The sequence below is a fragment of the Pseudoalteromonas aurantia genome, assembly GCF_005886875.1.
In the GTDB taxonomy this organism is placed as follows: Bacteria; Pseudomonadota; Gammaproteobacteria; order Enterobacterales; family Alteromonadaceae; genus Pseudoalteromonas; species Pseudoalteromonas aurantia_A.
In genome coordinates, this window is sequence record NZ_PNBY01000022.1 from 31791 (window position 1) to 45982 (window position 14192).

The 14192-nt window shown below is 40.5% G+C and carries 17 protein-coding genes and 2 tRNA genes; 7 read left to right on the forward strand and 12 right to left on the reverse strand.

The features are described 5' to 3' along the window. Positions 1 to 77: transfer RNA gene (locus tag CWC18_RS05290), tRNA-Arg, on the reverse strand. A 53-nt stretch (positions 78 to 130) separates the two neighbouring features. Next, positions 131 to 207 (reverse strand) — tRNA-Pro (locus CWC18_RS05295). A gap of 342 nt (positions 208 to 549) precedes the next feature. Here CWC18_RS05295 and folD point away from each other — a divergent pair. Continuing rightward, complete coding sequence (gene folD, locus CWC18_RS05300) at positions 550 to 1404, forward strand: bifunctional methylenetetrahydrofolate dehydrogenase/methenyltetrahydrofolate cyclohydrolase FolD (RefSeq protein ID WP_119862420.1); 855 nt, start codon at positions 550 to 552, stop codon at positions 1402 to 1404. Between the two features lie 260 nt (positions 1405 to 1664). On the opposite strand, the gene CWC18_RS05305 is transcribed toward folD, so the two are convergent. From CWC18_RS05305 to prmB, 3 genes are all read right to left on the reverse strand, one after another. Beyond that, positions 1665 to 2108: an SHOCT domain-containing protein gene (locus tag CWC18_RS05305; RefSeq protein WP_138589667.1), complete on the reverse strand. Its 444-nt coding sequence runs from the start codon at positions 2106 to 2108 to the stop codon at positions 1665 to 1667. A gap of 70 nt (positions 2109 to 2178) precedes the next feature. Further along, complete coding sequence (gene aroC, locus CWC18_RS05310; RefSeq protein ID WP_138589666.1) at positions 2179 to 3279, reverse strand: chorismate synthase; 1101 nt, start codon at positions 3277 to 3279, stop codon at positions 2179 to 2181. A 56-nt stretch (positions 3280 to 3335) separates the two neighbouring features. Then, the gene (prmB, locus tag CWC18_RS05315; RefSeq protein WP_138589665.1) at positions 3336 to 4271 is read right to left on the reverse strand and encodes a 50S ribosomal protein L3 N(5)-glutamine methyltransferase; all 936 of its coding nucleotides are present in this window, start codon (positions 4269 to 4271) and stop codon (positions 3336 to 3338) included. Between the two features lie 93 nt (positions 4272 to 4364). On the opposite strand from prmB, the gene smrB reads away from it, so the two are divergent. The 3 genes from smrB to CWC18_RS05330 all read left to right on the forward strand — a co-directional run bounded on the left by smrB (position 4365) and on the right by CWC18_RS05330 (position 6277). Next, complete coding sequence (smrB, locus tag CWC18_RS05320; RefSeq protein WP_138589664.1) at positions 4365 to 4916, forward strand: endonuclease SmrB; 552 nt, start codon at positions 4365 to 4367, stop codon at positions 4914 to 4916. Between the two features lie 124 nt (positions 4917 to 5040). Continuing rightward, positions 5041 to 5841, forward strand: coding sequence for a response regulator (locus CWC18_RS05325; protein WP_138589663.1), 801 nt, complete (start codon positions 5041 to 5043; stop codon positions 5839 to 5841). A 181-nt stretch (positions 5842 to 6022) separates the two neighbouring features. Continuing rightward, entirely contained in the window at positions 6023 to 6277 is a 255-nt protein-coding gene (locus CWC18_RS05330; RefSeq protein WP_138589662.1) for a hypothetical protein, read from the forward strand. Between the two features lie 189 nt (positions 6278 to 6466). Here the strand turns inward: CWC18_RS05330 and CWC18_RS05335 are convergent, their stop codons facing one another. Together CWC18_RS05335 and fadR are read right to left on the reverse strand one after the other, a co-directional pair. Further along, positions 6467 to 7072 (reverse strand): peroxiredoxin C, encoded by a 606-nt coding sequence (locus CWC18_RS05335; RefSeq protein ID WP_010362234.1) that lies wholly within the window; start codon positions 7070 to 7072, stop codon positions 6467 to 6469. A 278-nt stretch (positions 7073 to 7350) separates the two neighbouring features. Continuing rightward, positions 7351 to 8064, reverse strand: a complete 714-nt coding sequence (fadR, locus tag CWC18_RS05340; RefSeq protein WP_138589661.1) for a fatty acid metabolism transcriptional regulator FadR — start codon at positions 8062 to 8064, stop codon at positions 7351 to 7353. A 182-nt stretch (positions 8065 to 8246) separates the two neighbouring features. Between fadR and dsbB the strand changes: the two genes are divergently transcribed. Then, positions 8247 to 8771, forward strand: a complete 525-nt coding sequence (gene dsbB / locus CWC18_RS05345) for a disulfide bond formation protein DsbB (RefSeq protein ID WP_138589660.1) — start codon at positions 8247 to 8249, stop codon at positions 8769 to 8771. Continuing rightward, on the forward strand, positions 8768 to 9085 hold the full coding sequence (locus CWC18_RS05350) for a hypothetical protein (protein ID WP_138674864.1): 318 nt from the start codon (positions 8768 to 8770) through the stop codon (positions 9083 to 9085). Before dsbB ends, CWC18_RS05350 begins: the two co-directional genes overlap by 4 nt. Positions 9086 to 9107: 22 nt before the next feature. Here CWC18_RS05350 and CWC18_RS05355 read toward each other — a convergent pair whose 3' ends face one another. Further along, positions 9108 to 9419, reverse strand: a complete 312-nt coding sequence (locus CWC18_RS05355; RefSeq protein ID WP_138589658.1) for a ComEA family DNA-binding protein — start codon at positions 9417 to 9419, stop codon at positions 9108 to 9110. Between the two features lie 275 nt (positions 9420 to 9694). Here CWC18_RS05355 and CWC18_RS05360 point away from each other — a divergent pair, with 275 nt between their 5' ends. After that, complete coding sequence (locus CWC18_RS05360; RefSeq protein ID WP_138589657.1) at positions 9695 to 10009, forward strand: YebG family protein; 315 nt, start codon at positions 9695 to 9697, stop codon at positions 10007 to 10009. Positions 10010 to 10048: 39 nt separating this feature from the next. Here CWC18_RS05360 and CWC18_RS05365 read toward each other — a convergent pair whose 3' ends face one another. The 4 genes from CWC18_RS05365 to CWC18_RS05380 all read right to left on the reverse strand — a co-directional run bounded on the left by CWC18_RS05365 (position 10049) and on the right by CWC18_RS05380 (position 14179). Further along, complete coding sequence (locus tag CWC18_RS05365) at positions 10049 to 11239, reverse strand: amino acid aminotransferase (RefSeq protein WP_138589656.1); 1191 nt, start codon at positions 11237 to 11239, stop codon at positions 10049 to 10051. A 129-nt stretch (positions 11240 to 11368) separates the two neighbouring features. After that, entirely contained in the window at positions 11369 to 12031 is a 663-nt protein-coding gene (locus CWC18_RS05370) for a GAF domain-containing protein (protein WP_138589655.1), read from the reverse strand. Between the two features lie 168 nt (positions 12032 to 12199). Next, positions 12200 to 13846 carry a SpoIIE family protein phosphatase gene (locus CWC18_RS05375; RefSeq protein WP_138589654.1) on the reverse strand — a complete coding sequence of 549 codons (1647 nt, stop codon included), beginning with the start codon at positions 13844 to 13846 and terminating at the stop codon, positions 12200 to 12202. Between the two features lie 27 nt (positions 13847 to 13873). Then, positions 13874 to 14179 carry an STAS domain-containing protein gene (locus CWC18_RS05380; RefSeq protein ID WP_010362243.1) on the reverse strand — a complete coding sequence of 102 codons (306 nt, stop codon included), beginning with the start codon at positions 14177 to 14179 and terminating at the stop codon, positions 13874 to 13876. Positions 14180 to 14192 lie beyond the last annotated feature (13 nt).

Sequence of the window (14192 nt, forward strand, 5' to 3'; positions counted from 1 at the left end):
TGGCGCACCCGGAAGGATTCGAACCTTCGACCAACGCCTTAGAAGGGCGTTGCTCTATCCAGCTGAGCTACGGGCGCATCGTAAGAACCTAGTTCTTCCTTACTTTCTCTTTTAATAAAAAAAGAAAAAGTGGTCGGCGATGCAGGATTCGAACCTGCGACCCCTTGGACCCAAACCAAGTGCGCTACCAAACTGCGCTAATCGCCGCTACCATTTTTGTTATTTCGGAGTGTCCTCGTTGACAACGGGGTGCATAATAGTGATTTGACCGAGGTAGGTCAAACACTTTTTAAAAAAAAGAGTCCAACTGCCTACTTTTACCTCAAAAAGTTCATTTTTTAGATCAGTTTGCTGAAAATTATACAGTTTTTAATATTCCTCTTAATACATGCCTTTATTAAAGTCGCTTTGTTTTGATTGTTCCTTGGCCCATTAATGCTTTTTATGAGAAAATACAGATATTGCTTTACTAATATTAAGTAGCAATTTCAGAGCAACCCCTTTACGCTCTTTATCGCTCAAGTTTTTAACTCCTAATAAAGGTCAACCATGACGGCAAACATCATAGATGGTAAGGCTATCGCCAAACAAGTTCGTAACACAGTCACAAAACGTGTAGAACAAAGAATAGAGCAAGGCCTACGGGCACCAGGACTTGCAGTAGTACTAGTCGGACAAGATCCAGCAAGTCAAGTATATGTAGGCTCTAAGCGCAAAGCCTGCGATGAAGTTGGCTTTATATCTAAATCTTTCGACCTCCCAGGCGATACCAACGAAGAACAATTGTTAGAGCTGGTCGACTCATTGAACAATGACCCTGAAGTTGATGGTATTTTGGTACAGCTCCCCTTGCCAGAAAACTTAGACGCAGAGAAAGTGTTAGAACGTATCCACCCTCATAAAGATGTTGATGGGTTTCATCCGTATAATATTGGTAGACTCGCACAGCGCATGCCCGCACTGCGTCCGTGTACACCTAAAGGGATAATCACACTACTTGACTCTACTGGCGTTCGCTATAAAGGTATGCATGCTGTTGTTGTTGGTGCATCCAATATTGTTGGTCGCCCAATGTCATTAGAGTTACTTCTCGCTGGCTGTACTACAACTGTGTGTCATAAGTTCACTAAGGATTTAGAAGCGCATGTGCGACGCGCTGACCTGTTAGTGGTTGCCGTAGGCAAACCAGAGTTCATTCCTGGTGACTGGGTGAAAGAAGGTGCAATGGTCATCGATGTTGGTATAAACCGCTTAGAGTCAGGAAAATTGGTCGGTGATGTGCAATATGACATCGCTGAACAACAAGCAAGTTTCATCACACCGGTACCTGGGGGCGTTGGCCCGATGACAGTGGCGAGTTTGATTGAGAATACGCTAGAAGCATGCGAGAAGTACCACAGCTAATACAGCTACGCCTCAAACGCACTCAATAAAGCCGCAATAAAACAGCGGCTTTTAACTTGCTGATTAAGTTTAACTATTCAGGTTTTTTATGCCAATTATGTTATATACATGTGTAAATATGAAGACAAGTAAGAAGATACATTACGCGCAAACACGCTACCAACAGCACCAATTAGCAGCTCACCTTCGATTCAGCCAACTTGCCGTATTAATACATGGTTTATAATACAATAGGGATGTGCGTACGAATGTTCGCGCGCTCAATCAAGGTCGCCTATCTTTGATTTTACCTTCTCTTCAGCGTCAATGACCTCTTTTTGAGTAGCACCCTTTTGATACTCTTTCGCCAGCTCTTTTTCAATCAACTCTCTTTGCTGTTGATACTCTTCTTGTGAAATACCCCCGCTAGCAAGTAGTTTATCAAGTTCGTCGAGCTTCGCACGCAACTCGTCCACCTTTTCTTTACTCACCCCCATACGGCTAAATAATAACGCCTCTTTCATCTGGCCTAAAAATGAGTCATCTTTGGAGTAAATCGACACGTTTTTATTCTGTAATGACTTTGTAGTTTCAGAGGGTGTATAGGTTGGCATCTCTTTGGCAAACTCTTGCCGCTCTTGTGACGCTAATGGCTGGCTTTTTTCACTTTGAGGGGCTTGCTTCACTTGGAAGCTAGATTCTGTGGTACTTCTGAACAATAACATGCTGATCTCCTTATTTACCTCGAAAAAGATCAGCAAGTAATACGCCACAATGTGGTGATATCAAAGATGATTAATCAATTTGGCCTTTAATGGGCCCATGAGCCAAATTAACATTGGGGTTTTGCCCACGCTGGCGTAATAAGTGATCCATTAAAGTAATGGCTACCATTGCTTCAGCAATAGGAATAGCACGAATGCCAACGCACGGATCATGCCGACCTTTGGTGATAATCTCTACGGACTCGTTTGACGTATTAATACTTTGACCTGGGATTGTAATACTTGAAGTGGGTTTCAAAGCGATAGAGGCAATAATATCTTGCCCTGTAGAAATACCTGCAAGGACACCACCAGCGTGATTACTTGAAAAACCCTCTGGGGTTAATTCATCGCGATGTTCTGAACCTTTTTGCGTAATACAGTCAAAACCATCACCAATCTCAACACCTTTCACAGCGTTAATACTCATTAATGAATGCGCCAATTCAGCATCTAGCCTATCAAATACCGGTTCGCCTAACCCCACGGGTACATTTTTCGCGACCACAGTGACTTTTGCACCGACCGAATCACCTTGTTTTTTAAGGTCACGCATATAGTCATCTAATGCATCAAGTTTGCTTTGATCAGGAAAGAAAAATGGGTTTTGTTCCACTTGTGACCAATCAAACTGCTCAGCACTAATAGGACCAAGTTGAGATAAACATGCATTAATTTCAATACCGTGTATTTGCTTCAAATATTTTTTAGCAATACCACCAGCGGCAACTCGAATTGCTGTTTCACGAGCGGATGAGCGCCCCCCCCCTCGATAATCACGATGCCCATATTTATGCCAATACGTGTAATCACCATGGCCCGGTCGAAATGTTTCTGCTATTTTTCCATAATCTTTCGAACGTTGATCGGTATTTTCAATGATCAGACCAATACTGGTCCCCGTGGTTTTACCTTCAAAAACGCCAGACAAAATTTTAATTTCATCCCCTTCTCGGCGCTGTGTCGTATATCTACTTTGCCCTGGTTTGCGTCTATCTAAGTCAAATTGCATATCCGCTTCACACAGCTCTAAACCTGCTGGCACACCATCCACTACGCCACCCAAAGCAAGACCGTGGCTTTCGCCAAAGGTACTTACCTTAAATAACTGTCCTATACTATTTCCTGCCATTACCCTTCCTCATTCCAAATGACAATGCCTAACGCTGCTGTGTTGACAAGCCAGCCCTAGTTATTAAAGTACTCGACTAACTGCTGTTTCGAGATCATAAATACCCCGAGGCCACCTCGCTCAAATTCAAGCCAAGTAAAGGGGGCTTCCGGATATAAAGCACCCATATGTACCATAGAATTACCCACCTCGACAAATAATACACCTTGTTCAGTTAAATGCTCAGCGGCTTCTAACAAAATTGTCCGTGTAACATCTAGCCCATCATCACCCGATGATAGACCAAGTTCAGGTTCATGATGAAATTCATCAGGTAAATCTTCCATGTCCTCAGCATCTACATAAGGTGGGTTCGCAACAATTAGATCGTATTTTTGACCCGGTACACCACTAAATACATCTGATTGAATCGCAAAAACTCGGTCATCCAGCATGTGTTCGCTAATATTGATATTAGCCACCTCAAGCGCATCATATGAAATATCGACCGCGTCGACTTGTGCATCTTCAAATTTATTAGCTAACGCTATCGCAATACATGCCGACCCCGTACACATGTCCAAAATACGCGTCACAGACTGTGACTCACCAACCCAGGGGGAAAACCTATTGTCAATTAACTCAGCAAATGGAGAACGTGGGATCAACACACGCTCATCAACATAAAATGGTAAGCCGGCAAACCAGGCTTGATTTGTCAAATAAGGCACAGGTGTTCTATCTTCTACTCGCCCTACGATATAGCTCATCAAGCGGATTTTTTCAGTACGCGTTAACTTAGCTTGCATCAGCTCCGTTGGCGCATCAAGCGGCAAGTTCAAAATAGGCAACACTAGGCTCACCGCTTCATCCCACGCATTGTCAGTGCCATGCCCAAAAAACAAGCCATGGCTGACAAACTGACTGGTAGTCCAACGTAACCAATCTTGTATCGTTAATAATTCACTATATGCCTCTTCGGCAATCTCTTCGGTGATCTGTAATTCACTCATTGCGTGTCTCAACTAAATGGTACTTATTTAGCGTTATTGTAACGGTTTTTCAGCTAGGTTTTTACGCTTTTTTTATTTAGAATGCGCTAATAAATGCTGCCAAATGTGAATTCTATGACTGACGAAGATGATTTTAATTTATTCCGCCAATCAATTAGCGGGGCCAAAGAGCTAAAGCAAGATACCGTTCGCTTTAAAAAACCAGTCAAAACGCTTGTTGGAGATGCCCTCTGTGAGCAAACAAAGCAACATCAAGCTGAGTTTTACTTTTCAGACGAATATGTGCCAGATATTGATACTCATGGTACAGTGAATTACGTACGTACAGGTGCAGATAAATACCTCGCAAAACAGCTACGTCGAGGCGATTTTGCACCCGAATTGATGCTCGATTTACACGGTTTAAATAAAGACCGAGCAAAAGATGAGCTGGCAGCACTGATCCACGCTTGCAAAAAGCAGCATTATTACTGCGCATGTATTGTACATGGTATTGGAGAGCGAGTATTAAAGCATAAAGTACCGCAATACCTTGTGCAGCACCCAGATATACTCGCAATACATCAAGCACCACTGGAATATGGTGGTAAAGGTGCCGTCCTGATCCTAGTTGACTTACCTCAGTCTGATGAGTTTAGGCGCTAAGATTCGCAATTACTCTGTAAAAGAGCTGTAAATTTTCTAGCTGGGGTATTACTAATACGTTATATTGTACTCTTATTGATGTAGTACTTACTTAATATTAGGTAAGCAATAAATTAGGGTGACAATGAACGAATTACTCAGTGCTGATCTAGCCATATTACTTATCGAGCCTTCTGCCACGCAAAGAAAGATTATTGCTAAAGAGTTGCAAGAAGAAGGCATCTCTAATATCGACTTTGCTGATTCACTTGAAAGCGCTAAAACCATGTTAACAACCAGTATTCCTGATCTCGTGATATCGAGTATGTACTTTAGTGACGGCACAGCCCAAGAACTGCAAGCATACATAAATACCGAGCTTAGTGAACATGGCGTGCCTTTCATGCTTGTGTCCAGTGAAACCCGAAAAACTGAACTAGAAATATTTAAACAATCTGGTGTTATTGCCATCCTACCAAAACCGTTTAACAAGGTGCACTTAGGACGAGCAATAAATGCCACCTTAGATATTTTGGCGCCACAAGAGCTAGAGCTTGACCTTTACGACGTACATGATTTACGTATCCTCATCGTTGACGATTCAAGGCTTGCTCGCAATCACATACGCCGAGTACTAACTAACCTAGGTGCCCAGCGTTTTTGTGAGGCAGAGGATGGTGCCCACGCCCTGAAGATATTACAAGAGCATATGTTCGACCTTATCGTTACAGACTACAACATGCCCTCAGTAAATGGCCAGGAGCTGACCGAAACAATTCGTAATAGCGATGAACACGCCCATATTCCAGTACTTATGGTCACCTCAGAAGCAAATGACACCCATTTAGCAAACATTGCACAATCTGGCGTCAATGCAATGTGTGATAAACCTTTTGAGCCCGATACAGTTAAAAAACTCATTTATCAACTGCTAGAGCAGGATTAACCAATATTTAGCATAACTGACCAAATGTCTGGTTAGATCTGTTAATCAGACATTTGAGCATTAAAACCAAAAATAATATAACCTTTTAATTATCAATTAGATAAAAAACATATTAAGTTTGGCACAACCTTTGTAATAGTTAATACGACTAATCAAATAACATACACAAAGGAACACCGCTATGACTATTTTCACCAAAATAACTATCACTACACTTTTTCTAGGCGCTAGCATATCAGCTCAGGCAAATACCTTAACATCCGAGCTATACAATGAAGTCTCGAGTCAAATTAATTCAATAATTTCAACACAGATTGAAGAAGTTAAATCTGCTACCGTACGCTCCATGATCGCAAAATTACATGAAGAGTCAGAAAAACAAAATACCCATACTTCTAATACCACCACAAGCACAGGTGATAATGATGACAAATGAGACTGTACTCGTAAGCTTATTTGCGTTACCGGTGATCAGTTTATTTATCGGATACTTAAGTGTTGAGTTAGTGAAGAGGGTTAATCACAGGTTGTCTTCATTAGCATGAAAGTAATTAGAGCAATTCAAAGAGACGGGTATGAGACATAAAAAAACCCGCCAGATGGCGGGTTATCAAACTAGAGCGAATTATAGCGCGCTTTCGTTCTCAGATAGGAATTTAGCAACACCTTCAGGGCTTGCATCCATACCAGCTTTACCTTCAGTCCAACCAGCTGGACACACTTCACCATGCTCACTGTGGAATGCTAATGCATCAACCATACGTAGCATTTCGTCGATGTTACGACCTAGTGGAAGGTCATTAACAACTTGGTGACGTACGCTACCAGTTTCATCTATAAGGAATGAACCACGAAAAGCAACACCAGCTTCTGGGTGCTCAACATCGTATGCCTGACAGATTTCATGCTTAACATCTGCAACAAGTGCATATTTCACTGGACCAATACCACCTTCATTTACAGGAGTATTACGCCATGCGTTATGTGAGAACTGTGAGTCAATAGAAACACCAATCACTTCAACGCCACGTTTTTGGAACTCTTCAAAACGCTTATCGAATGCGATTAGCTCTGAAGGACATACGAAAGTGAAATCTAGTGGGTAAAAGAAGATAACTGCTTTTTTACCTTTAATAGTCTCATGTAGGTTATAGCTATCTACAATCTCACCGTTTCCTAATACTGCTGCTGCTGTAAAATCTGGTGCCTGACGGCCTACTAATACACCCATTGTATTCTCCAAATAGTTAGGTTTATATCCAATTTAGTCGCATACATTAACACGACGCCATTACATTATAACTGCTTATATTGAGGCGTTAACCAAGAAAACAACCCCAATTAAAAATTTGCCTAAGTGTATGCGTCTGCGGGATAAATTGATAATCGATTTTAACGATAGGTGCAATCGGTTTTTATGAATGTACTTTGTCTCACCCACTTTATGCTAATTGCAGTCGCAGAAACAAAAAAAGCCTCGCGGTGCGAGGCTTTTATATCAAATAGTGGTTAATCCATTATGTTTGCGGGCATATCACCACGCAATTGGAGCCAAATTTCACCACTTTGATGACCGTATTTACGCATTAACGAAATAGCGCCATCATGATCTTTGTTCTCAGCTAATACCGTTAAATCTTTATAAAACTGGCGAGCGAGTTCACGTGTACGTGCATCTGAGAAATAGTGCCCACCAATTTTAGAATATAAACCTTTGAACCCATTGAGAACCAGTACATAAATATGATTGTTGCCCGCAGCAGCTAATTGATGATGAACACGATAATCGTATTTAGCAAATGCATCTGCAGAATCTTCTAACTCATCACTTTCTGACAAAATTTCTATTACTTGCTCAGGATTAACCTTAATGGCTGCACGTGTATATATCGCACTAATATTCGTGCGAGCTGATAGCAGCTGGTCTGTCAGCTCTGGCATTTTATCTTCATCAAGACGTGCTAATGTCTCAAGAATATTCAAACCAGATGTCTCCCAAAAGTTATTAACGCGTGTCGGCTTACCATGTTGAATAGTTAACCAACCATCCCTAGCTAGACGCTGCAATACTTCACGTAACGTAGTTCGCGTCACACCAATTAACTCAGATAATTCACGCTCAGCAGGTAAGATAGAACCTGGTGGAAACTCACCATTCCAAATTGATTCGACAATATATTCCTCAGCAAATCCTGCTGGGCTTTTGGCTTTGAAAATTCTCATCTAACACCACTTCGTTAAACATGCGACTGCATCATTTTGATAAGCCACTGATTGTACCAGATGCCTGCTAACTAACAAGCAAAGATCTTTCAACCCACTTATTCATGCGTAGATTTATCTGACAATGGTTGCAGTACTTACCTCTCATGACACATAATATATAAAAAATAATAGGAAGAATTATGAATTGGATAGCGAATTTACCCTACTCTCGTAAAGCTTGGGGATTGCTTGCACTCAGTGCGTTTATTTTCGAAGCTGTCGCCTTATTTTTTCAATATAACATGGGATTAGAGCCATGTATTATGTGTATTTATCAAAGAACATCAATGTTGGGTCTGTTATTCGCTGGTATCATAGGCCTTACTGCACCAAACACTCTTCTATTGAGAACGGCAGGTTTGATACTATGGGGCATCGCCAGTATCTGGGGGTGGCTCATTGCGCGTGAACATACGTATATGCAGATAACCACAGATCCTTTTGCATTTACCTGTGACATAGTACCGAACTTTCCAGCAATTTTACCTTTGCACGAGTGGCTACCCGCTTTTTTTGCTGCAACAGGCGATTGTGGTAATATAGATTGGGAGTTTATGAATATGAGTATGCCTAATTGGATGGAAGTGATCTTCGCTTTTTATAGTATCTGTTTTATTGGCGTGATGGTTTGTCACTTTTTATCACACAAAGGGCAAAAATCATGATTGCATGGAAACTTAGCCAAATCGCTGCGCTCACGCCATACAAGCTAAGAGAAAAGCAGCAGATTTTAGCCTTAGCTATTGCTGAACTGTCAGGCACACAGAAAGTATGTTTAAGGATCGCCAAACTATGTGTATTGATCCCATTTTTTATTATGTTTGCCTACATAAAAGGCTGGGGACTTGTTCCCTTATTGTTAGTGGCAGGGCTACTCTACCCACTTCTCACATCACCGATTGATATATGGTTTGCTAAAACACACTTTGCACAAGCAATTAGCCTATTTAAACAACAAAATACAACACAAGCCAACTAAGGCTTGTGTTGTAGAACATTTATCAAAAAGCGACTTTACCTTCTAATTTACCCAATATACCTTGCCCTATCCCTTTCACTTGGCTCAGTGACGTCAAATCAAAAAAATTACCGTGTTTAATCCGATAATCAATAATTGCTTGTGCCTTTTTCTTACCAATACCAGGCAAAGCGGCAAGTTCTTCTAAATGCGCTGAATTCACATTGATTACTCTGATATGTTCAATATGGTCAGATTGTGATTTTGGAGTTAGCAGTGATGGCGCATTTTCCGCTGCATAACTATGTGTACAAAAGAGTAATGAAGTGATCAGTAACATACGTTTTATATGCATATTTCCCTCCTGGAAATTCTCATATGATGTCATAAAGAGCGATGCTCTAAGTATAGAATGACCTAACATCTATTAGGCTTATTAAATAAAGTTCTTCGTCATCGGTTTGTCAACTTAAAATCCCTTAAAATCACTAAGGCTCTGTTTATAGTAGATTAATAGTATCTAGTGATTATGCTCTGTCATATTATTCACTTTAAAACTATGATAATCTGCTTGCAAGTTGCAATTTTAAATATTACTGTATAAAAAAACAGTGTTAAGCAGGAGTGATCATGGCTGTTGTTATCAAGTATGTTGTAGAAAGAAATGGAGTCGAGCGCATGACCTTTACCAGTAAAAAAGAGGCTGATGCTTACGATAAAATGTTAGACGTTGCTGAATCACTTGAACAAATGCTCAGCAAAGTGGATGTGCCGCTGAGCGAACAACAAGTTGAATCTTTAGCATTAGAAATCGCAAAACAAAAAGATGAATTCTTATCCGTACTCAAAGGCGCTAAGCCCGATACACCCAAAAAAGCAAGGAAGGTAGATGCTGACGGCACTGACAACTCAGATGAAAAAGTAACAAAGATTAATCAAGCATAAAAAAACCGCTCATAGAGCGGTTTTTTTGCTTGATGCTGGTTATTTTAGAACGTCAGCAAGTGCATTTGAAAAATACTCTATGTTTGTCTGACTAACGCCTGCAACATTTACGCGGCTTGAGCCCACAATGTAAATAGCATAGTCTTTTTGCAAACGGTCAATCTGTGCTTTATTGATACCAAGGAATGAAAACATCCCATTTTGTTGATCAATAAATGAGAAATCCTGATCAACCCCCTTTTCAGCTAAACTGTTCTTAATTAAACTACGCAACCCATTGATGCGGGTGCGCATTTCATCTAACTCATCATGCCACAGTTGAGTCAGTTCTGTGCTACTTAGAATTGTGTTCACAATGTCAGCACCATGTGCTGGCGGCATTGAGTAAATGCTACGTACAACACTCAATAAGACTGAATTTGATACATCTGCTGTCGTGCTGTTATTAGAAATCAATGAGCATGCGCCAATACGCTCACGATAAAGACCAAAGTTCTTCGAACAAGACGAGCAGATCAGCATCTCTTCTACTGTGTCAGCCAACAATCGTAAGCCTTTTGCGTCTTCATCTAAACTACGACCAAAACCTTGATACGCAATATCTACCAGTGGCGTAAAACCAACTTCTTTTGCAAGATCAGCAACAACTTTCCATTGCTCCTCATTAAGGTCCATACCACTAGGGTTATGACAACATGCGTGTATTAAAACAACATCCCCTTTTGGCACTTGCTTTAATGTGTCGATCATTTCATCAAACAATAAGCCCTTATTTTCATAATCATAATAAGGGTATTCTTTTACTGTGAGCCCTGCTGCTTCAAATAAACTAATATGATTAGCCCATGTCGGTGTTGTAACCCAAACAGTCGCATCTGTATTGCAACGTTTTATGAACTCAGCTGCAACACGAAGTGCACCCGTACCACCAGGTGTTTGTGCTGTACGAACACGGTTTGCCAATAGCGCTTTATGTTCACCAAGTAGTAAAGACTCCATTTTTTGACAAAAATCTAAATTTCCTGCCAAGCCAATATAAGACTTCGTCGTTTCGTTTTCTAATCTAAATGCTTCCGCCTTTTTTACTGCCTTTAAAACAGGAGTATTACCTTGCTCGTCTTTATAAACACCTACGCCCAAGTCAATTTTATTCGGGTTTGTATCTTGCTTGTATGCAGCCATAAGACCAAGGATCGGATCTGTCGGTAAAGGTTTCAATGTTGAGAACATAGGTTATCTCTTTTATTAGTGTAATCTCAGCATAAAGCTAATTGGCATAACAGCTTATATGCACGGAATAAACGGGGGTTAAAACTGGCTTTATAGTAACATAAATTGTCCGTAACAATAGCCTAGCCCTCACGGTAAATAGTGAGGAATTCTAATGCATGCCGCAATGAGTATTGCTAAAGTTTCCGCTGTAAAAAAATCGTTCCGAAACGCTTCCGCATCAATAATGCCAATACATTGCATATGTTCATCATAAAGTGGTAAACAACTCTCAGACTGCACTTTTGGATCGCATGTATAGTACTCACCACCACTTTCTACGTAACTGGGAACATTATTTATAACACGTCCTAAACCACTCATGACAACTTGTACATTATTACTGGTCGCTGCAAAAGTATCATTTACAGGGAACAACGGTCGGCTCGGGGCACCACAATAGGAGAGCTTTAAAAGCTGTAGCCCCTCATTTGTTACAGTATTTTGATATATCCCAAACCAATCAACATTAGTGCGTTGTTGAATATAGTGCACGATGGTCTGAAGTTGACTTAAACGCAGATCACTTTGGGGTGAACGCACTAAATAACTTTCTAATTCAAACGGAGCCTCTTGAAGATGCCCAAATAAACTACATGCACCACCTTCCCCTAATTCAGGGATCATAAACGACCAAACCGCTTCCTGTTTATTCGCTGTCTCAGCGATAAAACTATCCAGTTCAGACAATGCCTCTTCAATTTGAGAAACGTTGATATCTAAGTTAGCACGAGTAAGGTATCTTGAAATCATTTAGCCATCTACACATCTATAAGTATATTTTGAGACTACCATGAAAATATTATTTTGCAAATGCTCAGTTACTGGTATCTATTCAAATAACGAATATAAAATAACCGTGGGTAACCACGTCACTGAGAGTAAAAAATTTTGAGTGTAAAAATAAAGGTGGGTAAGAGATTATTGCAATGCGTAAACCATTTCGACTTCATTGCCAGTATGGTTATACTTTATACTTTGAGCAATTTCAGTGAGTAAACTCAAGCCTCTCCCATACTCTCGTAACAACTCCGTGCTACTACTTTTCTTATTCCGAAAGCCATTACCCGAATCACATATAGAAAAATAAAGACATAAAGAATCGGGGCAATATCGCGCTGAAATAATAATTAAAGCATCGTTAAGGTTAGCAAGTGCTCGCTCTCTCAATTGGTAAAACTCAAAAAATCCATCTTCTTGGTTTTTAATTTTTGAGTCGAGACCCAGTACGCCATGATCGAGTGAGTTATTATATGCCTCTGACAGCAGCAAAAATATATTAGAGCGATGTTCATTTATCCCCTCAATCTGACTTAAAACATCAACTAACTCTAGAATAGGATCTGTACCTTTCATCTGGTTTGAATTAAGGCTCATAGAAAAATTAAATGGTAAGCTTGAATATATCGGTTCTTCTAGCCGGTGCGCTTCGCTAGCAATACAGTTAATAATTACAATACTCAAATCATCCTGCTGCTCACCATGCTCTGAAAACGTATGCACCTTGTCGATTATGTCTGATGTCGTTATTAACGTAGTGCTAGATAAAGTTGTTTTTAATAGCTCTTCACCAAACATCTCACCTTGCTGACTTTCAGTTTCAATTATACCATCGGTGGCCATCACAAGCCGTTGATCTGGTTTTACTTCAAGGTGAATTAAATTTCGTTCAAACTCTTCTTCATCTAATATACCCAATGCCATATGCTGTGATTCTAATGTTCGAAGTAGCTGGCCTTCTTGATCTATTAAATAGCAATCTGGTAAACCGCCCAGCCAAGCTGAAATACTTTTCCCCGATTCACTCAGCTCGACAATCGCCGCTGCGCAGAACATATGGCCAGGTAGTAAGTTATACAGCACATTATTTAGCTCAAAAGCAATATCATTAACAGCCATGCCTTTATTAACCATGGTATAAAATACCCGAGATGCAGGCAAAGCACCGATAGCTGCAGCTAAGCCATGCCCTGTAAAATCACCTAACAAACAGTAAAACCCGCCCATCGGGCTTTGCGCCATCAAGAACATGTCACCGTTAAACATTGATGCTGGAGATAAATGAAAGTCACAATGATGTGGGAATGTAACCTGCTGAGATAGCGCGTTGCTGAATATATGTTCAACTATTTCATGTTCACGCTCAGTTTGGTTGTAGTAGTACTCTAGTTGTTTTTTTTGCAGGTGAGCTTCTTGGCTCAGCTTTCGCGTACGGGTATGCGCTTTGATCTTTGCTGATAATATAATTCGATCAAAAGGCTTATGAATAAAGTCATCCCCCCCCACAGCTAAACATTTTTCAAAGCTTGCATGGTCTTCTAATGCAGTGATAAATATAACGGGTAAGTAAACATCCCCCGCCAGCTGTTTAATTTTTGGCGCAGCTTCAAACCCATCCATAACTGGCATCATAACGTCTAGAAGGACGATATCAATGTCCGTACTTTGTAATACATCTAACGCTTGCCGCCCATCATTAGCAACTTCAACATGATAGCTTTGCTGTTCCAGCATTGCTTTGAGTAAAGTACAATTAAGCGGTTGATCATCGACAACTAGAATACGCACAAGTTTGGGCCTTACCGTAATTAACTGTTAATCGATATCAAACTTTTTATCGAAGCGCGATATTTGCAATATTTTCTTTAACTGAGGTCGGCAATTACTAATATGGATACTTCCGATAGAGTCACCCAAAGTCTTTTTCATATTCAATAACATACCCAGCGCAGAACTATCCATGTAATCTGTTTCACGCAGATCTATTACAACTTTTTCTGTCTGTTCACCCACTTCTGCATACGCTTGGCGAAATGACTGTACTAAATTAAAATCGAATTTTCCCCTGATTTGGATAGTCAATGTTTTCCCATCCGCTGAAGCATTCTTGCTCAAACTCATCTTAAGCTCCTAA

Excerpts from the sequence above, each read along its gene's own strand:
- prmB (WP_138589665.1), bottom strand. The coding sequence starts at position 4,271 with ATGAGTGAATTACAGATCACCGAAGAGATTGCCGAAGAGGCATATAGT.
- folD (WP_119862420.1), top strand. The coding sequence starts at position 550 with ATGACGGCAAACATCATAGATGGTAAGGCTATCGCCAAACAAGTTCGT.
- CWC18_RS05380 (WP_010362243.1), bottom strand. The coding sequence starts at position 14,179 with ATGAGTTTGAGCAAGAATGCTTCAGCGGATGGGAAAACATTGACTATC.
- fadR (WP_138589661.1), bottom strand. The coding sequence starts at position 8,064 with ATGAGAATTTTCAAAGCCAAAAGCCCAGCAGGATTTGCTGAGGAATAT.
- CWC18_RS05365 (WP_138589656.1), bottom strand. The coding sequence starts at position 11,239 with ATGTTCTCAACATTGAAACCTTTACCGACAGATCCGATCCTTGGTCTT.
- CWC18_RS05305 (WP_138589667.1), bottom strand. The coding sequence starts at position 2,108 with ATGTTATTGTTCAGAAGTACCACAGAATCTAGCTTCCAAGTGAAGCAA.
- CWC18_RS05325 (WP_138589663.1), top strand. The coding sequence starts at position 5,041 with ATGAACGAATTACTCAGTGCTGATCTAGCCATATTACTTATCGAGCCT.
- CWC18_RS05355 (WP_138589658.1), bottom strand. The coding sequence starts at position 9,419 with ATGCATATAAAACGTATGTTACTGATCACTTCATTACTCTTTTGTACA.
- CWC18_RS05350 (WP_138674864.1), top strand. The coding sequence starts at position 8,768 with ATGATTGCATGGAAACTTAGCCAAATCGCTGCGCTCACGCCATACAAG.
- CWC18_RS05370 (WP_138589655.1), bottom strand. The coding sequence starts at position 12,031 with ATGATTTCAAGATACCTTACTCGTGCTAACTTAGATATCAACGTTTCT.
- aroC (WP_138589666.1), bottom strand. The coding sequence starts at position 3,279 with ATGGCAGGAAATAGTATAGGACAGTTATTTAAGGTAAGTACCTTTGGC.
- CWC18_RS05335 (WP_010362234.1), bottom strand. The coding sequence starts at position 7,072 with ATGGGTGTATTAGTAGGCCGTCAGGCACCAGATTTTACAGCAGCAGCA.
- smrB (WP_138589664.1), top strand. The coding sequence starts at position 4,365 with ATGCTGCCAAATGTGAATTCTATGACTGACGAAGATGATTTTAATTTA.
- CWC18_RS05330 (WP_138589662.1), top strand. The coding sequence starts at position 6,023 with ATGACTATTTTCACCAAAATAACTATCACTACACTTTTTCTAGGCGCT.
- dsbB (WP_138589660.1), top strand. The coding sequence starts at position 8,247 with ATGAATTGGATAGCGAATTTACCCTACTCTCGTAAAGCTTGGGGATTG.
- CWC18_RS05360 (WP_138589657.1), top strand. The coding sequence starts at position 9,695 with ATGGCTGTTGTTATCAAGTATGTTGTAGAAAGAAATGGAGTCGAGCGC.